The organism is Pseudomonas sp. KCJK9016 (assembly GCF_046231795.1).
Taxonomy (GTDB): Bacteria; Pseudomonadota; Gammaproteobacteria; order Pseudomonadales; family Pseudomonadaceae; genus Aquipseudomonas; species Aquipseudomonas bananamidigenes.
Genome location: NZ_JBJJMM010000012.1, coordinates 111,182 through 131,157, shown reverse-complemented (window position 1 = coordinate 131,157; position 19,976 = coordinate 111,182). Strand labels below are relative to the sequence as shown.

Here is a 19,976-nt window from a genome sequence, read left to right as displayed (position 1 = left end):
CCTGCAAACCGGAATTGAGCGTAGGGTAAATCCGGCTCGACGGACTTCATGGAGCGTTATGCACAGCCTTCGATTATTTCTCGGCCTCATCGCTGTACTGGTACTGGCCGGTTGCGCCGGTCAACGTACACAGGAAGCGGCCCCGCGCCCGCCCGTCGAGGTCAAGGCGCAGATCGTGCGCCTGCTGCCGGCGCAAGTCGCCGATCGTCAGGGTTGGGCCACGGACATTTACACGGCGTTCGCCGCCCAGGGCATCAGCCCGACCACGCAGAACCTGTGTTCGGTGCTCGCCGTCGCCGAGCAGGAGTCCAACTTTCAGGTCGACCCGCCGGTGCCCGGCCTGGGCAAGATCGCCCGCGACGAAATCGACCGACGAGCCGCCAAAATCCATGTCCCGAGCCTTCTGGTCAGCGGCGCCTTGCAGGTGCGTTCGCCCAACGGCAAGACCTACAGCGAGCGCTTGAGCGCGGCACGTACCGAAAAAGACCTGAGCGGCATTTTCGATGACTTCATCGGCATGGTGCCGATGGGGCGCACACTGTTCGGCGGTTTCAACCCGGTCCACACCGCCGGGCCGATGCAGGTCAGCATCGAATTCGCCGAACAGCATGCCAAGGGTTATCCGTACCCGGTAAGCGGCACGATTCGTCACGAAGTGTTCACCCGCCGTGGCGGCATGTACTTCGGCATCGCCCATTTGTTGGGGTATCCGGTGAGTTATCGCGAGCCGCTGTACCGTTTTGCCGATTTCAACGCCGGGTGGTACGCCAGTCGCAACGCGGCGTTTCAGAATGCAGTCAGTCGCGCCTCCGGCGTTGCGTTGGCGCTGGATGGCGACCTGATCCGCTACGACTCGATCATGCCGGGCACCACCGAACTGGCGGTGCGCCAACTTGGTAAGTCATTGGGCATGCGCAATCCGGTGATCCGCGAACAACTGGAGAAAGGCAATACGCTCGGATTCGAAGAAACCCGCCTGTATCAACGGGTCTTTGAACTGGCGGAGCGGGCGCAAGGCAAACCGTTGCCCCGGGCGGTGCTGCCGGGGATCGTGCTGCAAAGTCCGAAGATCACCCGCAAGCTGACCACCGCGTGGTTCGCCAAACGGGTCGATGAGCGCTACCGGCGTTGCATGGCCAGAAACTGAGGGTTCAGTCATCGGCTCGCGGCGGCGATCTGCGTCGCGCCTTCTACACTCCAGGGCAGACCGGGAGTCGCTATCACGAGGGTAGGGAACATGTATCAACTTTACGGCCACAGGAATTCAGGGGCGGCGGCCATCGAGGCAGCACTCGAACTGTGTCAGGTCGCGTACCGGTTCATTGATGTCGAAGTCAGCGCCGAAGCCGCGCAGGAGCTGGCCAGGCTCAATCCGCTCAAACAGATTCCGACCTTGCAATTGCCGGACGGCAGTGTGCTGACCGAGAGCGCGGCGATCCTGATTCATCTGGGATTGAATTTTCCAAAGTCCGGCCTGCTGCCGGCCGAGGTTGTCGACCGTGACCAGGCCATTCGCGGTCTGGTGTATATCGTCAGCAATTGCTATGCGGCCATCGGGATCATCGACTATCCCGAGCGCTGGCTGGTGATGCCGGATGAAGCGGCACGGCAAAACCTGATGGCCGGCGCCCGGGAGCGACTGCACTGGATGTGGGAGGTGTTCTCTGACCTGTTCTCCGCCGAACTCTATCTGGACGACGAAACGCCGGGTGCGCTGGATGTACTGGCGGCGGTGGTGACACGCTGGGCCGGCACCCGTGAACATTTGCGCCAGGCACGGCCCGGTTTTTACGCGTGGCTGCAACGCATCGACCGGCACCCGGTGCTGGCGCCGGTCTTCGCAAGGCATTGGCCCGGTTGATCATTCCCCGCGAATGTACTGCTCCAGCTGCTTGATCAGCTCGGCCTGTTCGGCGATCGCTTCCTTGACCAGGTCGCCGATCGACAGCAGGCCGATCAGCTTGCCGTTTTCAACCACCGGCAAGTGCCGCAGACGCTTGTCGGACATGATGCCCAGGCAGGTATCGACGGTCTGGTGAGTGTCCACGGTGATGACGTTCGACACCATGATGTCGCGCACCGGCGTGCCCACCGACGAGCGCCCGTGCAGCACCAGTTTGCGCGCGTAATCGCGCTCGCTGATGATGCCCACCACTTTTTCGTCCTCTACCACCAGCAAGGCGCCGACGTTTTTCTCGGCCATCTTCATCAGCGCTTCGAGCACCATGTGATCGGGCTTGATCTGGTGCACTTCCTGATTTTTCTGATCTTTGAGCTTGAGCAGCTGGGCGACGGTTTTCATGGCGGTTACTCAGGTGTTGTCGTTGTTCTCCAAGCATCGTAGACCGTGACGCGCAGGGCAAGGTCGCAAAACGGCAGATAACACGCAAAAAACGTCATTTGCCGGTTTTTTCAATCCGGGCGGTTTGTCACCGGTCGCTGCATTGCTGCGTAGAATGTCCGTCTGAATCAATTCTTGAGGCTGCAGTGGTGGATTTACAGCAGGGCTTCGTCCTGACCCGGCATTGGCGCGACACCCCGGCGGGCACCGAAGTCGAGTTCTGGCTGGCGACCGACGCCGGGCCGCGCCGCGTGCGGTTGCCGCATCAGCCGTCGGTGGCATTCATCCCGGCGGTGCAGCGCGAGCAGGCCGAGCGGGTGCTCGCGGACGAAAGGAACGTCGAACTGCGTCCCCTGGCCCTGCAGGATTTCGAACATCGCCCGGTGCTCGGGCTGTATTGCCAGCAGCACGGTCAGTTGATGCGCCTGGAAACGGCGCTCAACCGTCACGGTGTCGATGTCTTCGAAGCCGATGTGCGGCCGCCCGAACGCTACCTGATGGAGCGTTTCATCACCGCACCGGTGTGGTTCAGCGGCACGCCCGATGCCGAAGGTGTGCTGCTCGACGCTCACCTCAAGCCCGCGCCCGACTATCGCCCGCAACTGCGGCTGGTCTCGCTGGACATCGAAACCACCGAGCAGGGCGAGTTGTACTCCATCGCGCTGGAAGGCTGTGGCGAACGGCAGGTGTACATGCTCGGCGCGCCGAACGGCGATGACAGCCTTGTCGATTTCGACCTCGAATACTGCGAATCCCGCACGCTGATCCTGAAGAAACTCAACGACTGGTTCGCCCGTCACGATCCCGACGCGGTCATCGGCTGGAACCTGGTGCAGTTCGATCTGCGCGTCCTCCACGAACACGCCCGGCGCCTCGGCGTGCCGCTCAAGCTCGGGCGTGGAGGTGAGGAAATGCAGTGGCGCGAACACGGCAGCCGCAACCATTACTTCGCGGCAGCGGCAGGAAGGCTGATCATCGACGGCATTGAATCCCTTCGTTCGGCGACCTGGAGTTTTCCTTCGTTCAGCCTGGAGAACGTCGCCCAGACGTTGCTTGGCGAGGGCAAGTCCATCGACAACCCGTACCAGCGCATGGACGAGATCAACCGGATGTTTGCCGAGGACAAACCGGCGCTGGCCAGGTACAACCTCAAGGATTGCGAACTGGTCACACGGATCTTTGCGAAGACCGAGCTGCTGAAGTTCTTGCTGGAGCGCGCCAGCGTCACTGGCCTGCCGGCGGATCGCAGCGGTGGTTCGGTGGCGGCGTTCACTCATTTGTACATGCCGCTGATGCACCGTCAGGGGTTTGTGGCGCCGAACCTCGGCACCAATCCGCCCCAGGCCAGCCCCGGCGGCTTTGTCATGGACTCGCAACCGGGGCTGTACGAGTCGGTGCTGGTGCTCGACTACAAGAGCCTTTATCCGTCGATCATTCGCACCTTCCTGATCGACCCGGTGGGGCTGATCGAAGGCTTGCGGCATCCCGATGACAGCGATTCGGTGCCGGGCTTTCGTGGTGCGCGGTTCTCCCGTACCCGGCATTGCCTGCCGTCCATCGTCGCCCGGGTTGCCGAGGGGCGAGAAACCGCCAAGCGCGAGCAAAATGCACCGCTGTCCCAGGCGCTGAAGATCATCATGAACGCTTTTTACGGCGTGCTCGGTTCCAGCGGTTGCCGGTTTTTCGATACGCGGCTGGCTTCTTCGATCACCTTGCGCGGCCACGAAATCATGCTGCGTACCCGGCAGTTGATCGAGGATCAGGGGCACGCGGTGATCTATGGCGACACCGACTCGACGTTTGTCTGGCTGCGCCGCCTCCACGGACAGGAAGAGGCGGCGAACATCGGCCGGGCGCTGGTGCAGTACGTCAACGACTGGTGGCGCGCACATGTGCGTGAGCAGTACGGGCTGGAAAGCGCGCTCGAATTGCAGTACGAAACCCACTACAAGCGCTTTTTGATGCCGACCATTCGCGGTGCAGAAGAGGGCAGCAAGAAGCGCTACGCCGGCCTGGTGACCCGTGCCGACGGCAGCGAAGAAATGGTCTACAAAGGCCTGGAGACCGTGCGCACCGACTGGTCGCTGCTGGCCCGGCAATTTCAGCAGGAACTGTACGAGCGGATCTTCCAGCGCAAGCCGTATCAGGATTACGTGCGCGAATACGTGCGCAAGACCCTGGCCGGCGAGTTCGACGAACGACTGGTCTACCGCAAGCGCCTGCGTCGCACCCTCGACGACTACGAGCGCAACGTGCCGCCCCACGTGCGTGCCGCACGGCTGGCGGACGATTACAACGCGCAGCACGGTCGCCCGCGGCAATACCAGAACGGCGGCTGGATCAGTTACGTCATTACCCTGGCCGGCCCCGAGCCGCTGGAAGTGCGGCGTGCGGCCATCGACTACGACCACTACATCACCCGCCAGCTGCAACCAGTGGCGGATGCGATCCTGCCGTTTGTCGACGACGATTTCTCAACCCTGATCGGGGGACAACTGGGCCTGTTTTGAGTCCAGCAACTGCAGGGTCCATTCGTCCTGAATGCCGTGGAAATAACGCTCCAGCGCCTGATGACAGGGACTGCTTCCATCGGCGAACTGGGCGAACAGGGTCATCGACGAGTGGAATTTCAGGTCGTCCGGATGGCCGAAAATCTCGGCGATCGAACGTTGCTGCACATTCAGCACCAGTTGCGTGCAGGTGCGCAGCCGCGCGCCGAGCAGACCATGGGCCAGGTAGGCCCGGGCCTCACCGGCCGAGCCGATGGCGAAGCGTCGCGACATCTCGCTGCCCCCGAGCCCGGCGAACTGCGGAAACACAAACCACATCCAGTGACTGCGCTTGCGGCCTTCGCCGAGTTCGCGCTGGACCCGTTCGAACACCGGGTCCTGGGCGAGCACGAAGCGTTGCAGGTTGAACGGGTCGTACTCATCAGTGCTTCTCATGGCGAAGCCCTCTGCCCGTTGGCGGTGGCTCAGACCATGGCCAGCCGCTGCTTGCGTTGTGGCGCGTGAAACGCCTGGTCCAGCGCCGCCAGATCCCCGGCATCGAGCTGCAGTTGCGCCGCCTGTGCATTGAACTGCACATGTTCCGGGCGCACGGCCTTGGGAATCGCGATCACACCATCCTGACGCAGAATCCACGCCAGCGAAACCTGTGCCGGGGTCACGCCGTGACGAGCGGCAATCTGTTTCAGCACCGGCTCGGCCAGCATGGCGCCGCCCTGGCCGATCGGACAGTACGCCATCAACGGCATGCGCTGGTGCTGGCACCATGGAAGCAGATCGAATTCGATACCGCGTTCTTCGAGGTTGTACAGCACTTGATTGGTCGCGCAGGCCGATGAAGACAGTTCTTCGAGGTCGTCGACATCGAAATTCGACACGCCCCAGCGACCGATCTTGCCGTCCTCGCGCAATCGCTCGAAGGCTTCGACGGTTTCTTCCAGCGGATACTGGCCGCGCCAGTGCAACAGATAGAGATCGATGTAATCGGTATCGAGCCGGCGCAGGCTGCGTTCGCAAGCCTGGGGAATGCCTTTGCGGCTGGCGTTGTGCGGGTAGACCTTGCTGACCAGGAACACCTGATCGCGCAGGCCGGCGATGGCTTCGCTGACCACGCTTTCGGCACCGCCCTCGGCATACATTTCGGCGGTGTCGATCAGGGTCATGCCCAGCTCGACGCCGCTGCGCAGGGCCGCCACTTCACGCTTGTGCGCCGAGCGATCTTCGCCCATGCGCCAGGTGCCCTGGCCAATCACCGGAACCTGCACGCCAGCCAGTTCGAGGGTACGCATTCAATCCTCCTATCTGAAAACGGTCGATACCTTTAAGTGGGCAGCAGGATAGTCCATGGGTTCCAAATGAGGTGTGTCGGCCAGTGAGCAGGAGTTTCGGAAGTGCGCAAAAAATTGCGCACTTTTCGACGAATTCAGTGGGAATTTTCGCCGTATCTGCGATGAAAACTCGCCATGCCCCCGGTTTATAAGTATTTGAAAAAGTTGGCATGCTAATTGATGGCCATTGGCCGCCTCTTGGGTGATATCACCTATCGGCGGCTGGCGTTGTGGACATACCTCTACAAACCCGGATGACATGCACTTGGGCCACAAGAACGTGGCGACGTCCAATGGTGGCAACCTCGCCGATGTAAACGTGGATCTTGAGGGTGCATCCTGTAACCTGAGCGCTGGGAACAGTGGTTACGTGAAAGAGGGTATGTCGTGTGTTGAACGTGGAAGCTGCGGAGCACCGTATGGACGATAGAAGCGCACCTGTTTTGATTCAAGTATTCGTCGCAGATGACGATGGCCCGGTGTACGAGGAACTGCCGGCTCGACAGGTTGCGGAGGATACATATGAGCTGCTTTCCTCTCCGGGCCTGGCGCTGAATCTGGCACGGGGTGATGTGATCTCGATCAAGAACAAAAACGCCCATGCAGACGTGTTGAAGCGAGGTGGCAATTTTTGCATCCACATTTATGCCGATTACATTCCCCCTGAGGAAATAGACGGACTTGAACGAGGTGTCGGTCTTGAGCTGGGTGGAACACTGGACGGTGTACATGAGGGCAACCTCTCGCTAGCCGTCCCGGCGATCAATGGGATGGATAAGATCAATCAGTTTTTTGATCGGTTTAGCGAGAAAACCGGCATCCAATGGTATTACGCAAACATCTATAAAAACATTGATGACGACGAGGACGAGACGCTTCTGAACTGGTGGCTACAGAGTTGAAGTGATGGGCGAAGAACAACACGCTGGTCGGAGGAAAATCTCTTGAGCGAGCTTGAAACGACCACTCCTGACTCGTCTCAGAGAATACTCTGTGAAAAATATGGGCTCGCCATCCAGCCCCCTGAGGACATGGTTGCTGTCGCCCTGAAGACACTCGGCCGATCTCCCATTTACGGCAGTAGAGTGGAGCTTCCCGAAGGAGGAAATGTAAGTTGGTTCATTCACTGCGGAGAGTATTGTGCTGCGGATGATTTTTACCAGGCTGTCCATGTTCGCCACTTGAGTAAAATTCTTCCGCAGACGGTGAGCTTTCTCTCTCTGCCCACAGGGGCAAAGTTCATTACTGATGCGCAAGGGTATGAAGACGTATGGATGACTGAGTAACGATAAATAGAGGAACCGGAGGAAAACCTGTTTCAATGCTGCTCAAGACAACGTTGATGTATGAGTAGTCAATACTTGTCAATGGAGTGACGCGATGAAAGACGCAATCCGCTTGGGCGACTCCACCACTCACGGTGGCAAGGTGCTCGAAGCATTCTCCCAAACCAACCTCAACGGTAAGCCAATTGCCGGGGTTGGTCACAAAGTCAGCTGTCCCTTATGCAAAGGGGTTTTCCCTATTGCCGAGGGCAGCAGCACCTACACCGTCGATGGCGTGCCCATCGCGCTGGACGGCATGAAAACCGCCTGTGGAGCCGCGTTGATTTCCAGTGGCCCGAAAGGCGCCGTAATCAGCTGAGTCCCTGAATTTCGGTTACTTCTGTCTGCCTTGGTCGATATCCAGAGTGGGCAGGGCCAGTCCAAGGGTTCAAAAAGCAAAAAGGTCGCAGCCTGCGACAGCTTTGCATGAGGATTGATTTTCCCCTGTAGACGCTGCCGCAGGCTGCGATCTTTTGCTTTTACTTCGCAGAAAACTTCAACACCACGCTCTGGGTGTAGGTCTGTCCCGGATCCAGTCGGGTGCTCGGGAAGTTCGGCTGGTTCGGCGAGTCCGGGTAGTGCTGGGTTTCCAGAGTGAACGCGCCCCAGTGCGGATAGACCTTGCCACCCTTGCCCTTGACCGTGCCGTCGAGGAAGTTGCTGGTGTAGAACTGCACACCCGGTTCGCTGGTGTACAGCTGCAGGTGGCGACCGGATTGCGGGTCGCTGACTTCGGCGGCGAGTTTGCTTGCGTCACCCTTGGTGTCCAGTGCCCAGTTGAAATCGAAGCCACCGTGTTGCGGTTCGGCAAATTTCAATTGCGGGTGATCGGCCTTGATGTGCTGGCCGATGGCGGTGGGTTGGGTGAAGTCCATCGGTGTGCCGGCCACGGGCGCCAGTTCACCGGTCGGGATCAGTTTGGCGGTGACCGGGGTGTAATGGCTGGCGTGCAGGGTGGCGACCTGCTTGAGGATGTCGCCATTGCCGGCACCGGCAAGGTTGAAGTAGCTGTGGTTGGTCAGGTTGAGCACTGTCGGTTTGTCAGTGCTGGCCTTGTAGTCGATGCGCAGCTCGTTGGAGTCGGTGAGGCGGTAGGTCACTTCGGTGGTGAGGTTGCCGGGGAAACCCATTTCGCCATCCGCCGACAGATACGTCAGGGTCACGCCGACCGAATCCTTGTCCTTGGTTTCCTTCGCCTTCCAGACTTTTTTGTCGAAGCCCTGAGTGCCGCCGTGCAAGGCATTGGTCTTGTCGTTCTGCGGCACTTGATAGCGTTTGCCGTCGAGTTCGAAGGCGCCATCGGCCAGGCGATTGCCGAAGCGGCCAATGGTCGCGCCGAAGTAAGCGGTGCCTTTCTGGTAACCCTGCACATCGTCGAAGCCGAGGACGATGTCGTCGAGCTTGCCGTGCTTGTCCGGCACCTGCAGCGCCTGCAAGGTTGCGCCGTAAGTGATGACCGTTGCCTGCATGCCGTGGCTGTTGCGCAGGATGTATTGCTCGACCGGCGTGCCGTCATTTGTTTTGCCGAAGGCTTTGTGTTCGCTGGTCAGGCCGGCGGCCTGGGCGGTGAGGGTGGCGATCATCAGGGACAGTCCGAGGCCGCAGAGTGATTGTCGGGATTGAAGCATGGTTGACCTTCCTTTTTTGTTGTTGTTTTCAAAATCACTAAATAGTCATGCTAATAGCCGTTTTAATGAGAACTTATAGACGATTAAACGCCTATTGTAAAAATAAAGTCGGACTAAATGGCGATTCGTCAAACGCCGAAAGTCGGGAAAACTCTGCGGCACCGCACTTTTGCGAAATCCCCGGCTCTATCCATGGCCAGGTTGCGGTGACTCCCGCCGCACAGCAACGTGTCCGTCAAAGAATTCATGCCGAGAGTTTTGCCCCACATCGCTGCATTCATTCATCGCCCGTGCCTGTTGCTGGTCTGTCTGTCGACGCTGTTGCTCGGCGCTTGCAGCCATCAGGATGGCAACAATTTCATCAGCCAGATGCGCGAGGGCAGGCCTCAGGAATTTCTCCAGACCAGCGTCGACCGCATGGCCACGCTGGCGATGCGCGACAACCTCGACAGTCTCTATCGCTTGATGGGCAAGTTGTACTTGCGCAACCCGGACGAGTTACGCAAATCCGGCTTCCTCGACATCCGCACGGCGGTCAAGCAGGTGCGGTTGGCCATTGAGCAGCAGCAACCGCTGCCGACCCTTGGTGGCAAAAAAGATCTGGCAGCGCTGAGCTATGCCATGAGCCCCGAGTTTTTGGGTGACCGGGTCGGCGCCTTCATCTATGCCATCGGCAGCATGCTGGTTACCGCCCACGGCAACCGCACCGAGTTCTACATGACCGATGCGATCAACCCGACCTTCGTCAACAACGCCGCGCGCAATATCGAGAAAGCCACCTGGATCCTCGCCCAGCGGCAGAACAAGGAAGGCCAGCCGCTGCTGTTTTCCAATGAGATATCGGAGGAGGGCAGCAACCTGAGTTTCGCCACGGAGTTCGGCAAAGTCGTGGCGCGCCTCGATCTGCTGACCCAGATGCTCGACGAGCGCTATCGGCGCATCGGTTTGAATTACGCCCAGAGCCTGTTGTTCTTGAATTTTTTACCGGTACAGTGAAATGGCATAACGATAGATCGGATCGATATAGGTGGTTATAAGAAAAATCGCTATGCTGCGGACCGGATTTTTCCTGTCGTCTTCTGGATGTCTTCATGGAATTGGCAAATTTCGGCCTGGTGGTTGCCGGGCTGGTGGTGGGGTTCATCGTCGGCATGACCGGTGTCGGCGGCGGTTCGTTGATGACGCCGATTCTGCTGTGGTTCGGCATCAATCCGGCCACGGCGGTGGGCACTGACCTGCTGTACGCCGCCATCACCAAATCCAGCGGCGTGCTGGTGCACAGGAAGAACAAGAACATCGACTGGGCCATTACCGGCTGGCTGACCCTGGGCAGCGTCCCGGCGGTGGCGATGACGTTGTGGTTCCTCAGCACGCTACATGCTGCGCCGGAGGCGATGAACGCCATCATCAAACAGGCGCTGGGCTTCGTCCTGTTCGCCACGGCGCTGGCGATTCTGTTCAAGAAACGCTTGCTCGAATTCGCCCACAAACGTGCTGGCGGCAACTACAACCCCAATGGCACGCGCCTGAATGTCATGACCGTGATCACCGGCCTGATCCTCGGCACCATGGTCGCCCTGACCTCCATCGGCGCCGGTGCTCTCGGTACTGTCGCGCTGTTCATCCTCTATCCGCTGCTGCCGACCCGCCGCCTGGTCGGCACCGAAATCGCCCACGCCGTGCCGCTGACCCTGGTCGCCGGCCTCGGGCACGCGAGCATGGGCAACATGGACTGGAGCGTGCTGGGCTTTCTGCTGCTGGGCTCGTTGCCCGGCATCTGGCTCGGCAGTCACCTGACCGGGCGGGTCTCCGATGAACTGCTGCGTCCGTGCCTGGCAACGATGCTGGTGTTGATCGGTTACAAACTGGCGTTCTGATCGGCAGGCAGCCATGAGCGAAACAACATTCCATTGCAATGGCCGCCTCGCCATCACGGTCGAGCCCCGGGAAATTCGCATGAGTCACTGGCTCTACGCGCCTCGGGTGGTCGATCAACAGCGCAATCAGACGCTACTGGACTTGAGCGCAAGCCAGTGGGATCTGATCTCCAGCGCAGAAACAGCCGAAGGCATCGACCTGTTGCTGCGCAAGTATCCGGGCGACATGCCTGCGGTGACCTTGAGCGTCAGCCTCGCTGATGGAGCGCTGCGGCTTGAAGGCCGACGTGTCGATTCGTCCGGGCTGGAAGCGGCGCTGGATTCGGCACTGCTCCAGGCGAGAACTTCTCGCTGAATCGTCATCCCGATACGGTCATAAAAGGTAATCAAATGCGCGACGTGATCAAGCGCATGCGGTTGCGCAAAATCGTTGCTGACCTACGCTTTGAACAAGGCGACACATATTTGCCGGGCAACCCCGGAACAATCGCCACGATGCGCAATCATTAGAGCGTGGATATCAAAAGGAGATGCGCATGCTCATCAGGTCACTGACCCTGACACTCTTGCTGGCGATTGCCGGCCCCTTGTTCGCCGGGGACAACGATTCCCCTCTGGATGTCGACAAAGGCAACTATCGTCCCTTGATCGTCATCGCCAGCAGTACGGTCGATCCGGTCTGGGTGAGCCTGAAAAAGTCCCTTGAGGACCCGGCCAACAAACAGGGTATCGCCGACCGCAAGCTCAAGGTCTACACCATCCTCAACATGGCCGGGCAGCTCGACGGCAAGGATCTGGGCCAGCAGGACACCATGGCGCTGTTGCGCTCGCTGAAGCTGGGCGCCGGGGCCTATCCGAAAGTCTTTTTGATGGGCAAGGACGGGGAAACCAAACTGTCGGCCGCGGGGGACGAGGCGAAGTCGGTAGACCTGAAGAAAGTCTTCGACACCATCGATGCCTTGCCGGCCGCCGAGAAGGAACTGGTCGCAGCGCCTCCACCTCCAGCGGCCGCCGAGGCGGCACCGGCCAAAGGGACGAAGAACGGCAAACCGGCAAAACCCGCGAAACCAACCAAGCCGCCAGAAATGCCGGATGATTGAAAATGTGGTTCGGGTGACCTGAACAAAAAATGGCGAACGGTTTATCCGTTCGCCATTTTTTATGCCGTGATCACCGGGTCAGCTCACCCAGAATCCTGTGCGCGATCTTCACCCGCTCGCCATTCGGGTAATTACGGTTCGCCAGAATCACGATCCCGACTTTCTTCGATGGCACGAACGCGACGTAGGCTCCGTAGCCGGCGGTGGAACCGGTCTTGTTCAGCAGCACGTTCGCCGGTTCGGATTGTGGCGGGGTGAGCCATTTGACCTTGTGCGGCTCCATGGCCATCGGTGTCGAGTTGCCGTCCAGCAGGCGGTCGAGGCTGATCGGGTAGGCGTAGCGTTCCCAGCCCAGGCCCTGGGTCATGTCGCCGACGGTGTAATAGCCGGTGTGGGTGAGGGCGATGGCTTTTTGCAGCGGTGTTTCGAGTTTCGCGGTGTCGAGGTTGGCTTCGACAAATTGCAGCAGGTCGGCGGCGCTGGTTTTCACGCCGTATGCTTCGGAATCCAGCGCACCGGGGCTGACTCGAATGGGTTTGTTGTTCTTGTCATAACCCTGGGCGTAGAGCTTTTGTTCTGACGCCGGTACTGACAGGAAGGTGTGCTTGAGCCCGAGTTTCGGCAGCAGGGTTTCAGTCATGACCTGGTTGAACGGCTGGCCGAGGCTTTTCGCCGCCAGATAACCGAACAGGCCAATGCTCGGATTGGAATACAGGCGTTGAGTGCCGGCCGGATACGTCGGTTTCCACTGTTGGTAATAGCCGAGCATCTTGTCGGAAGAATCTGCGGCATCCGGGAATTGCAGCGGCAGGCCGCCAGCGGTGTAGGTGCCCAGTTGCAGCAGGCTGATCTGGTCGAACGCGCTGCCTTTCAGCTCGGGCCAGTGCTGGCTGGCCTTGTCGGAAAACGCCAGTTTGCCGCTGGCCTGAGCATAGGCGGCGAGGGTTGCGGTGAAGGTTTTGCTCACCGAGCCGATTTCGAACAGGGTGTTCTCACTCACTGCTTGCCCGGTGCTTTTGTCGGCAATACCGTAGTTAAAGTAATGCGCCTTGCCATCGACGGTCACGGCGACCGCCATACCCGCAATGTCCTGCTGCTGCATCACTGGTGTCACGGTGGCCTTGACCAGCGCCTGCAACTGATCGTCGCTCTGTGGGGCAGCCAGGCAGGTGGCGGCGCTGAAGAACAGTCCGAAAGCGCTGCAGGACTTGAGTTTGTTCAGGTTGATTGAAGTCATCGTTGAGCCACTCTCCATGAGTGTTGTTGGTGTTATCCCGCTACACTGCGAGTGTTTTCCGTCGGGCCGGCTGATCGGCAGCGCCAAATCTAGGCAGTCTGGCGTCTTTCGACAAACGATGAAAACTCGGACGAGCCATTAGAAAAATTTGGGATCTGGCATGATTCGACCTCAATTGCCCTTGAATGCACTGCGCGCTTTCGAAGCGTCTGCGCGCCATTTGAGCTTCACCCGTGCTGCGGTGGAGTTGTGCGTGACTCAGGCGGCAGTCAGCCATCAGGTCAAAAGCCTCGAGGCACAACTCGGTGTGATCCTGTTCAAACGCCTGCCCCGTGGGCTGATGCTGACCGGCGAGGGCGAAACCCTGCTGCCGGTGCTGACCACGTCGTTCGATCATATCGCGCAGATGCTCGAGCGTCTGGCGGGCGGGCAATACCGGGAAATGCTCACGGTCGGCGCGGTAGGTACTTTCGCGGTAGGCTGGTTGTTGCCGAGGCTGGCGGACTTTCAGGCGAAACATCCGCTCATAGATTTGCGGCTGTCGACCAACAACAATCGAGTGGACGTCGCTGCCGAGGGGCTGGATTACGCGATCCGGTTTGGTGCCGGGGCGTGGCACGGTATCGAGGCGACCCGTTTGCTGGAGGCGCCGCTGTCGGTATTGTGCGTGCCGGAAATCGCCCGGCAATTGCACGCGCCAGGGGATCTTCTGCAGCAGCGTCTGTTGCGTTCCTATCGCACCGATGAGTGGCCGGAATGGTTTCATGCGGCGGGGTTGGCGACCCATGCCGCGCCGCCCCAGAGCATCGTGTTCGATTCGTCGCTGGCGATGATGGAAGCGGCGCTGCAGGGGGGCGGAGTGGCATTGGCGCCGCCGTTGATGTTTGCCCGGCAACTGGCGGCGGACCTGATCCGCCAACCCTTTGCCATCGAAATCACCACCGGCAGCTATTGGCTGACGCGCTTGCAGTCACGGCCGGAGACGTCGGCCATGGCAGCGTTCAAACATTGGTTGTTGGCGGCTGCGCAGGTCTAGCGCACCAGGCACGGCTTTTTGTTATCGAACGTCCAGCCCGGAATCAGAAACTGCATCGCCACGCTGTCATCCCGCGCGCCAAGGCCCATGCCTTTATAGAGTTCGTGGGCCCTGGCCACCTGATCCATGTCCAGTTCCACGCCCAGTCCCGGTTTCTTCGGCACCTGCACGCAGCCGTCGACGATTTGCAGCGGCGCCTTGGTCAGGCGCTGGCCGTCCTGCCAGATCCAGTGGGTGTCGATGGCAGTGATGTCGCCCGGCGCGGCGGCCGCCACATGGGTGAACATCGCCAGGGAAATGTCGAAATGGTTGTTGGAGTGCGAGCCCCAGGTCAGGCCCCATTCGTGACACATCTGTGCCACCCGCACCGAACCCTGCATGGTCCAGAAATGCGGGTCGGCCAGCGGGATGTCTACCGACTGCAACTGGATTGCGTGGCCCATCTCGCGCCAGTCGGTGGCGATCATGTTGGTGGCGGTTTTCAGGCCGGTGGCGCGACGGAATTCAGCCATCACTTCACGGCCCGAATAACCGTTTTCCGCACCGCACGGGTCTTCGGCGTAGGCCAGCACATGATGCTGGTCGCGGCACAAACGGATGGCTTCTTTCAGTGACCACGCGCCGTTCGGATCAAGGGTAATTCGCGCATCGGGGAAGCGCTCGGCCAGTGCGGTCACCGCTTCGATTTCGGCATCGCCGCTGAGCACGCCGCCCTTGAGCTTGAAGTCCTTGAAGCCATAGCGCGCATGGGCAGCCTCGGCCAGACGCACTACGGCGTCGGCGGTCATGGCTTTCTCGTGACGTACGCGGAACCAGTCGTTGTCGGCATCCGGTTCGCTGCGGTAGGCGAGGTCGGTTTCCCGGCGGTCGCCCACGTAGAACAGATAACCGAGCATCTTCACTTCGTCGCGCTGCTGGCCTTCGCCGAGCAATGCTGCCACCGGCACGTCGAGGTGCTGGCCGAGCAGGTCGAGCAGGGCGGCTTCGAGCCCGGTGACCGCGTGAATGGTGATGCGCAGGTCGAAGGTTTGCAAGCCACGGCCGCCGGCGTCGCGGTCGGCGAAAGTCTGGCGCACCTGATTGAGGATCTTCTGATACGTGCCGATCGGACTGCCGACCACCAGGCTGCGGGCGTCTTCCAGGGTCTGGCGAATGCGCTCGCCGCCGGGTACTTCACCGACGCCGGTGTGGCCGGCGTTGTCCTTGAGAATGACGATGTTGCGGGTGAAAAACGGCCCGTGAGCGCCGCTCAGGTTGAGCAGCATACCGTCGTGGCCGGCCACCGGGATGACTTGCATTTCGGTGATGATCGGGGCTTTGGCGATGTCGTGTGCGGTCATTTGGGATTGTCCTTTCAAGCGTGTTTCGCCGCGGCATCGGCCACGGTGATGTCAGGTGCGGATTTGGGTGTCGTGCGGGCAGCGAACACGATGAGCGCGGCGATGATCGAAGTCGCGGCCAGACCATAGAGGCCGCCCTGGATCGAACCGGTGTGCTGTTCCAGCAGGCCGAACGTGGTGGGGGCGACGAAGCCGCCGAGGTTGCCCACCGAGTTGATCAGCGCGATCACCGCAGCGGCGATCCGCGCATCGAGATAGGCCTGCGGAATCGGCCAGAACAGCGACGATGCAGACTTGAAACCCAGCGCGGCAAAACAGATCGCGACGAACGCGAAGATCGGCCCGCCGGTGGTGGACATGAACATCCCCGCTGCGGCAATCAACAGTGCGGTGGCCACCCACGCCTGCTGGTGTTTCCACTTCGCCGAGAACGAGGCGAACGCATACATGCCGATGATCGACAGCAACCACGGAATCGAGTTGAACAGGCCGACCTGGAAGTCGCTCATCTCGCCCATCTTCTTGATGATGCTCGGCAGCCAGAAGGTCGCGGCATAGATGGTCAATTGAATGAAGAAGTAGATCAGGCAGAACAGGATGATCTGGCGATCCTTGAGCAGCTTGCCCAGGGACGGCCGGATCGGCGTCGCGGCTTCGCGGGCCTTCTGTTCGTCGTCGATGGCTTTGACCAGCGCATCCTGCTCGGCGTGGGTCAGCCACTTGGCGTCGTGGGGGTTGGCGTCGAGCCAGAACCAGACGAACACGCAGAGGCCGACCGAGAACATCCCTTCAACGAAATACATCCACTGCCAGCCGTGCAGGCCCAGCCCTTCGATCTGTAGCAGCAGGCCGGACAGCGGCCCGGAGATCAGCGAGGCCACGGCCGAGCCACTCAGGAAAATCGCAATCGCCTTGCCGCGCTCGGCCCCTGGCAACCAGCGAGTGAAATAGTAGATGACCCCGGGAAAGAACCCGGCCTCGGCCACACCCAGCAGAAAACGCAGGATGTAGAAGTGGGTTTCGTTCTGGATGAACGCCATGCCGGCGGCCACCAGACCCCAGGTGAGCATGATGCGGGTCAGCCAGATTCGCGCGCCGACCTTTTGCAGCAGCATGTTGGAAGGGACTTCGAACAGCGCGTAACCGATGAAGAACAGACCGGCACCGAACCCGTAGGCCGCGGCGCCGATGCCGAGGTCATGTTCCATGTGGGTGCGGACAAAGCCGATGTTCACTCGGTCGATGTAGTTGACGATGAACATGATGACGAACAGCGGCAGGACGTGGCGTTTGACTTTGGCAATGGCGGAGGACAGCACCGAATCGGCGCCCTCGTTCATCCCGGCAATGGATGAGTTCACTTGGTTTTCTCCCACTCGTTATTTTTATGCGGGGTGTGGCTGGGTGCTGCATTGTTGATAGACATCATACAACTAGATTTTTTTGTCCTACAAGCGGGATCGCTCAATCAAATTTATCTACGGCGAAAGGTTTTTATGCTTTTCTGGATTTAAAGTCCCGTATTTGTTGGGATTTAAAGGGTTTTTACGGGTCGAGGTGCAGAGTGCAAGGCCAGCGAATGTGCAGTGCTGGCGTGAAGCTATTGAAAGTTTTTTAGCGAAAATCACTTGTTGTCATACAAGCTTGGCGCCTGAAATTATAGGAGATCATACAAGTCATCGCCTGCAGTGCTACGATCGGCTTGCCCCTATTACCGGATCCGACCATGCAAGAAGACCTCGACGCTCCCGCCCGTAAACGCGCACACAACCTGGCCCATGATCTGGTGGAAAAACTCTCCCGGAGCATCCTGCTCGGCCAGATGCTGCCCGGTGACAAGTTGCCGTCGGAAAACTCGATCGTTCAGGAACACGGCGTCAGCCGCACCGTGGTGCGTGAGGCGATTTCCAAGTTGCAGGCGTCGGGTCTGGTGGAGACGCGGCACGGTATCGGCACGTTCGTGATCGAGCGTGCGCCGGAGCAAGGGCTGCGGCTGAATGTCGACACCGCGCTCGGGGTGCGCGGCATTCTCGAATTGCGCATGGGCCTGGAGACGCAAGCGGCGGCACTGGCCGCGCAGCGCCGCACCGAGCTACAACTGGTGCAGATGCGTCAGGCGCTGGACGATTATCAGCGTCTGTTGGCCAACAACGACAGTTGCGTGGAGGCCGACCGGCGCTTTCACCTGTTGATTGCCGAAGCCACTGGTAATGCCTGCTTCACCGACATCATGCAGCACCTGGGCAGCGCAATGATTCCGCGTACCCGGGTCAATGCGATCGAGCGCGGGGCGGTGGATCTAAGCAAGCTCGGGCAACTGGCGAATCTGGAGCATGAGGCGATCTTCAATGCGATCAAGCGTCAGGATGCAGACGCGGCCCGGGCAGCGATGTGGCTGCACTTGAGCAACAGCCGTGACCGGTTTTCGGCCACAAGCTGAATGCCACTGGTCTGTTCGGTGGCACGCTCAGTACGGCGGCACCTCCAACGAGTACGACCCGGACACTCCGGGCCTCATTCTTTGAGGTGCAATCATGGCTGACCAAATGCTGTTCCAGGGAGGCACGATGCCAACCGGTCCTGCCCGCAAAATCCCCGGTACGGATGAACCGACGCTGGCTGATCACGAGATGCCGCCGGGTGTGACACCGGCGCGCGACCCGCTGAGCGATGCCGACCGGCCGGAAGACTGGAAGGATCCATCTTCCGATGAAGACATGCCACCGGCTGATGAACCGACGCCGCTGTCTGATGACCGGCGTTGAACAAAACCCGGCTGATTGGCCGGGTTTTCTGCGCTTCTTGAACGTCTGAACTTTTTTCCGGTGCTTTTAAACAGTGCCGAGATCACGCATCAACAACCCGAAGCGCAAATCCACGGCATCCGGAATCGGCAAGTACACGGTATGCCCGTCTCCCGGCGCCGCGTCGATGGCTTCGCCCTTGAGGTTCTGCAGTTCATGCAGGTCAAAGTGAAAGTTGCCCTTGGGTGTCATCAGTTCCAGATGATCGCCCAGGGCAAAGCGGTTTTTCACTTTGACCTCGGCCAGCCGGTCCCGGCGTTCTCCGGTCAGTTCGCCAACAAACTGTTGTCGCTCCGACACCGAGCTGCCGTTCTGATAGTTCTGATATTCGTCATGCACGTGTCGGCGCAGGAAACCTTCGGTGTAGCCGCGCTGGGCGAGGGATTCCAGATCGGTCATCAGGCTGCGGTCGAATGCGCGCCCGGCCACCGCATCATCAATGGCCCGGCGGTAGACCTGAGTGGTGCGCGCGCAATAGAAGTGCGATTTGGTCCGGCCTTCGATCTTCAGCGAGTGCACGCCCATGCGGGTCAGGCGCTCGACGTGCTGCACGGCGCGCAGGTCCTTGGCATTCATGATGTAGGTGCCGTGTTCGTCTTCGAAGGCCGGCATCATTTCGCCGGGACGATTGGCTTCCTGTAGCAGGAATACTTGATCGGTAGGGGCGCCGAGGCCGAGGGTCGGTTGCGGTTCGAAGGTCTGGACGATTTCGCCTAGCTGATTTTCCGTAGCCTCCTGTGCTGAATATTTCCAGCGACAGGCGTTGGTGCAGGTGCCCTGATTGGCATCGCGCTTGTTCATGTAGCCGGAGAGCAGACAGCGACCGGAATACGCCATGCACAGCGCGCCGTGGACGAACACTTCCAGTTCCATGCCCGGCACCTGTTCGCGGATTTCGCCGATTTCTTCCAGCGACAGTTCCCGGGACAGGATGATCCGGCTCAGCCCTTGTTGCTGCCAGAACTCGACGCTCGCCCAGTTCACCGTGTTGGCCTGCACTGAAAGATGAATCGGCATCTGCGGAAAATGACGGCGTACCAGCATGATCAGGCCAGGGTCGGACATGATCAGCGCGTCCGGCGCCATGTCGATCACCGGTGCCAGATCCTTGAGAAAGGTCTTCAGCTTGGCATTGTGCGGCGCGATGTTGACCACCACGTAGAAACGCTTGCCCTGAGCCTGAGCTTCACGAATACCGAGGGCAAGATTGGCGTGGTCGAACTCGTTGTTGCGCACCCGCAGGCTGTAGCGCGGTTGCCCGGCATAAACCGCATCGGCGCCATATGCGAAGGCGTAGCGCATGTTTTTCAGGGTGCCGGCGGGGGCGAGCAATTCCGGGGTGAAGGAGGGCGTCATGGTGGTGTCGGTCGCAAAAACGCGGGAGGGTAAACGAGGTGCGGCGAGGGTTTATTGATCTGGATCTATGCTCCTTGAACAAAGATGGCACTCGCGC

Annotated in this window: 21 protein-coding genes; 13 read left to right on the top strand and 8 right to left on the bottom strand. The window is 59.9% G+C overall.

The window, feature by feature from the left end; genetic code table 11:
* Nucleotides 1–58: 58 nt before the first annotated feature.
* Both ACK6BI_RS14275 and ACK6BI_RS14270 read left to right on the top strand, forming a co-directional pair.
* Nucleotides 59–1,147: a DUF1615 domain-containing protein gene (locus ACK6BI_RS14275; RefSeq protein WP_409317574.1), complete on the top strand. Its 1,089-nt coding sequence runs from the start codon at nt 59–61 to the stop codon at nt 1,145–1,147.
* Nucleotides 1,148–1,237: 90 nt separating this feature from the next.
* A complete protein-coding gene (locus ACK6BI_RS14270; RefSeq protein ID WP_409317573.1) occupies nt 1,238–1,861 on the top strand; it encodes a glutathione S-transferase in 624 nt (207 codons plus the stop codon).
* Here ACK6BI_RS14270 and ACK6BI_RS14265 read toward each other — a convergent pair whose 3' ends face one another.
* A complete protein-coding gene (locus ACK6BI_RS14265) occupies nt 1,862–2,302 on the bottom strand; it encodes a CBS domain-containing protein (RefSeq protein WP_065259379.1) in 441 nt (146 codons plus the stop codon). It abuts the gene before it with no gap.
* Between the two features lie 188 nt (nt 2,303–2,490).
* On the opposite strand from ACK6BI_RS14265, the gene ACK6BI_RS14260 reads away from it, so the two are divergent.
* Nucleotides 2,491–4,851, top strand: a complete 2,361-nt coding sequence (locus tag ACK6BI_RS14260; protein ID WP_409317572.1) for a DNA polymerase II — start codon at nt 2,491–2,493, stop codon at nt 4,849–4,851.
* On the opposite strand, the gene ACK6BI_RS14255 is transcribed toward ACK6BI_RS14260, so the two are convergent.
* A complete protein-coding gene (locus ACK6BI_RS14255; protein WP_409317571.1) occupies nt 4,816–5,286 on the bottom strand; it encodes a DUF1810 domain-containing protein in 471 nt (156 codons plus the stop codon). The two genes, ACK6BI_RS14260 and ACK6BI_RS14255, sit on opposite strands and share 36 nt — an antisense overlap.
* A 29-nt stretch (nt 5,287–5,315) precedes the next feature.
* Entirely contained in the window at nt 5,316–6,137 is an 822-nt protein-coding gene (locus ACK6BI_RS14250) for an aldo/keto reductase (RefSeq protein ID WP_409317570.1), read from the bottom strand.
* A 458-nt stretch (nt 6,138–6,595) separates the two neighbouring features.
* Between ACK6BI_RS14250 and ACK6BI_RS14245 the strand changes: the two genes are divergently transcribed.
* The 3 genes from ACK6BI_RS14245 to ACK6BI_RS14235 all read left to right on the top strand — a co-directional run bounded on the left by ACK6BI_RS14245 (nt 6,596) and on the right by ACK6BI_RS14235 (nt 7,820).
* Nucleotides 6,596–7,078: a DUF4265 domain-containing protein gene (locus ACK6BI_RS14245; protein ID WP_065259374.1), complete on the top strand. Its 483-nt coding sequence runs from the start codon at nt 6,596–6,598 to the stop codon at nt 7,076–7,078.
* A 42-nt stretch (nt 7,079–7,120) separates the two neighbouring features.
* Complete coding sequence (locus tag ACK6BI_RS14240; protein WP_065259373.1) at nt 7,121–7,462, top strand: hypothetical protein; 342 nt, start codon at nt 7,121–7,123, stop codon at nt 7,460–7,462.
* A 94-nt stretch (nt 7,463–7,556) separates the two neighbouring features.
* Complete coding sequence (locus tag ACK6BI_RS14235) at nt 7,557–7,820, top strand: PAAR domain-containing protein (RefSeq protein ID WP_134827451.1); 264 nt, start codon at nt 7,557–7,559, stop codon at nt 7,818–7,820.
* A gap of 160 nt (nt 7,821–7,980) precedes the next feature.
* On the opposite strand, the gene ACK6BI_RS14230 is transcribed toward ACK6BI_RS14235, so the two are convergent.
* Complete coding sequence (locus ACK6BI_RS14230) at nt 7,981–9,129, bottom strand: aldose epimerase family protein (RefSeq protein WP_409317569.1); 1,149 nt, start codon at nt 9,127–9,129, stop codon at nt 7,981–7,983.
* 246 nt (nt 9,130–9,375) lie between these two features.
* Between ACK6BI_RS14230 and ACK6BI_RS14225 the strand changes: the two genes are divergently transcribed.
* From ACK6BI_RS14225 to ACK6BI_RS14210, 4 genes are all read left to right on the top strand, one after another.
* The gene (locus tag ACK6BI_RS14225) at nt 9,376–10,125 is read left to right on the top strand and encodes a hypothetical protein (RefSeq protein ID WP_260520178.1); all 750 of its coding nucleotides are present in this window, start codon (nt 9,376–9,378) and stop codon (nt 10,123–10,125) included.
* A 95-nt stretch (nt 10,126–10,220) separates the two neighbouring features.
* On the top strand, nt 10,221–11,006 hold the full coding sequence (locus ACK6BI_RS14220; RefSeq protein WP_409317568.1) for a sulfite exporter TauE/SafE family protein: 786 nt from the start codon (nt 10,221–10,223) through the stop codon (nt 11,004–11,006).
* A gap of 13 nt (nt 11,007–11,019) precedes the next feature.
* The gene (locus ACK6BI_RS14215; protein WP_409317567.1) at nt 11,020–11,361 is read left to right on the top strand and encodes a hypothetical protein; all 342 of its coding nucleotides are present in this window, start codon (nt 11,020–11,022) and stop codon (nt 11,359–11,361) included.
* Nucleotides 11,362–11,542: 181 nt separating this feature from the next.
* Nucleotides 11,543–12,106: a DUF4174 domain-containing protein gene (locus ACK6BI_RS14210; protein WP_119427987.1), complete on the top strand. Its 564-nt coding sequence runs from the start codon at nt 11,543–11,545 to the stop codon at nt 12,104–12,106.
* Nucleotides 12,107–12,176: 70 nt separating this feature from the next.
* On the opposite strand, the gene ampC is transcribed toward ACK6BI_RS14210, so the two are convergent.
* Nucleotides 12,177–13,343 (bottom strand): class C beta-lactamase, encoded by a 1,167-nt coding sequence (gene ampC / locus ACK6BI_RS14205; protein ID WP_409317566.1) that lies wholly within the window; start codon nt 13,341–13,343, stop codon nt 12,177–12,179.
* Between the two features lie 160 nt (nt 13,344–13,503).
* On the opposite strand from ampC, the gene ACK6BI_RS14200 reads away from it, so the two are divergent.
* On the top strand, nt 13,504–14,379 hold the full coding sequence (locus ACK6BI_RS14200) for a LysR family transcriptional regulator (RefSeq protein ID WP_409317565.1): 876 nt from the start codon (nt 13,504–13,506) through the stop codon (nt 14,377–14,379).
* On the opposite strand, the gene gudD is transcribed toward ACK6BI_RS14200, so the two are convergent.
* Both gudD and ACK6BI_RS14190 read right to left on the bottom strand, forming a co-directional pair.
* On the bottom strand, nt 14,376–15,719 hold the full coding sequence (gene gudD / locus ACK6BI_RS14195) for a glucarate dehydratase (protein ID WP_305834002.1): 1,344 nt from the start codon (nt 15,717–15,719) through the stop codon (nt 14,376–14,378). The genes ACK6BI_RS14200 and gudD overlap by 4 nt on opposite strands.
* A gap of 14 nt (nt 15,720–15,733) precedes the next feature.
* The gene (locus ACK6BI_RS14190) at nt 15,734–17,080 is read right to left on the bottom strand and encodes an MFS transporter (RefSeq protein WP_409317564.1); all 1,347 of its coding nucleotides are present in this window, start codon (nt 17,078–17,080) and stop codon (nt 15,734–15,736) included.
* A gap of 365 nt (nt 17,081–17,445) precedes the next feature.
* On the opposite strand from ACK6BI_RS14190, the gene ACK6BI_RS14185 reads away from it, so the two are divergent.
* Together ACK6BI_RS14185 and ACK6BI_RS14180 are read left to right on the top strand one after the other, a co-directional pair.
* Nucleotides 17,446–18,159: a FadR/GntR family transcriptional regulator gene (locus tag ACK6BI_RS14185; protein ID WP_409317563.1), complete on the top strand. Its 714-nt coding sequence runs from the start codon at nt 17,446–17,448 to the stop codon at nt 18,157–18,159.
* A 94-nt stretch (nt 18,160–18,253) separates the two neighbouring features.
* Nucleotides 18,254–18,484, top strand: coding sequence for a hypothetical protein (locus tag ACK6BI_RS14180; protein ID WP_409317562.1), 231 nt, complete (start codon nt 18,254–18,256; stop codon nt 18,482–18,484).
* Nucleotides 18,485–18,550: 66 nt separating this feature from the next.
* Here ACK6BI_RS14180 and yegQ read toward each other — a convergent pair whose 3' ends face one another.
* Nucleotides 18,551–19,879 (bottom strand): tRNA 5-hydroxyuridine modification protein YegQ, encoded by a 1,329-nt coding sequence (gene yegQ, locus ACK6BI_RS14175; RefSeq protein ID WP_409317561.1) that lies wholly within the window; start codon nt 19,877–19,879, stop codon nt 18,551–18,553.
* Nucleotides 19,880–19,976: the final 97 nt, after the last annotated feature.

Bases quoted from the DNA above. Each gene is read 5' to 3' on its own strand.
- ACK6BI_RS14225 (WP_260520178.1), top strand. From the start codon at position 9,376: ATGCCGAGAGTTTTGCCCCACATCGCTGCATTCATTCATCGCCCGTGC.
- ACK6BI_RS14255 (WP_409317571.1), bottom strand. From the start codon at position 5,286: ATGAGAAGCACTGATGAGTACGACCCGTTCAACCTGCAACGCTTCGTG.
- ACK6BI_RS14275 (WP_409317574.1), top strand. From the start codon at position 59: ATGCACAGCCTTCGATTATTTCTCGGCCTCATCGCTGTACTGGTACTG.
- ACK6BI_RS14235 (WP_134827451.1), top strand. From the start codon at position 7,557: ATGAAAGACGCAATCCGCTTGGGCGACTCCACCACTCACGGTGGCAAG.
- ACK6BI_RS14265 (WP_065259379.1), bottom strand. From the start codon at position 2,302: ATGAAAACCGTCGCCCAGCTGCTCAAGCTCAAAGATCAGAAAAATCAG.
- ACK6BI_RS14230 (WP_409317569.1), bottom strand. From the start codon at position 9,129: ATGCTTCAATCCCGACAATCACTCTGCGGCCTCGGACTGTCCCTGATG.
- gudD (WP_305834002.1), bottom strand. From the start codon at position 15,719: ATGACCGCACACGACATCGCCAAAGCCCCGATCATCACCGAAATGCAA.
- ACK6BI_RS14250 (WP_409317570.1), bottom strand. From the start codon at position 6,137: ATGCGTACCCTCGAACTGGCTGGCGTGCAGGTTCCGGTGATTGGCCAG.
- ACK6BI_RS14220 (WP_409317568.1), top strand. From the start codon at position 10,221: ATGGAATTGGCAAATTTCGGCCTGGTGGTTGCCGGGCTGGTGGTGGGG.
- ACK6BI_RS14270 (WP_409317573.1), top strand. From the start codon at position 1,238: ATGTATCAACTTTACGGCCACAGGAATTCAGGGGCGGCGGCCATCGAG.
- ACK6BI_RS14180 (WP_409317562.1), top strand. From the start codon at position 18,254: ATGGCTGACCAAATGCTGTTCCAGGGAGGCACGATGCCAACCGGTCCT.
- ACK6BI_RS14185 (WP_409317563.1), top strand. From the start codon at position 17,446: ATGCAAGAAGACCTCGACGCTCCCGCCCGTAAACGCGCACACAACCTG.
- ACK6BI_RS14215 (WP_409317567.1), top strand. From the start codon at position 11,020: ATGAGCGAAACAACATTCCATTGCAATGGCCGCCTCGCCATCACGGTC.
- ACK6BI_RS14210 (WP_119427987.1), top strand. From the start codon at position 11,543: ATGCTCATCAGGTCACTGACCCTGACACTCTTGCTGGCGATTGCCGGC.
- yegQ (WP_409317561.1), bottom strand. From the start codon at position 19,879: ATGACGCCCTCCTTCACCCCGGAATTGCTCGCCCCCGCCGGCACCCTG.
- ACK6BI_RS14200 (WP_409317565.1), top strand. From the start codon at position 13,504: ATGATTCGACCTCAATTGCCCTTGAATGCACTGCGCGCTTTCGAAGCG.
- ampC (WP_409317566.1), bottom strand. From the start codon at position 13,343: ATGACTTCAATCAACCTGAACAAACTCAAGTCCTGCAGCGCTTTCGGA.
- ACK6BI_RS14245 (WP_065259374.1), top strand. From the start codon at position 6,596: ATGGACGATAGAAGCGCACCTGTTTTGATTCAAGTATTCGTCGCAGAT.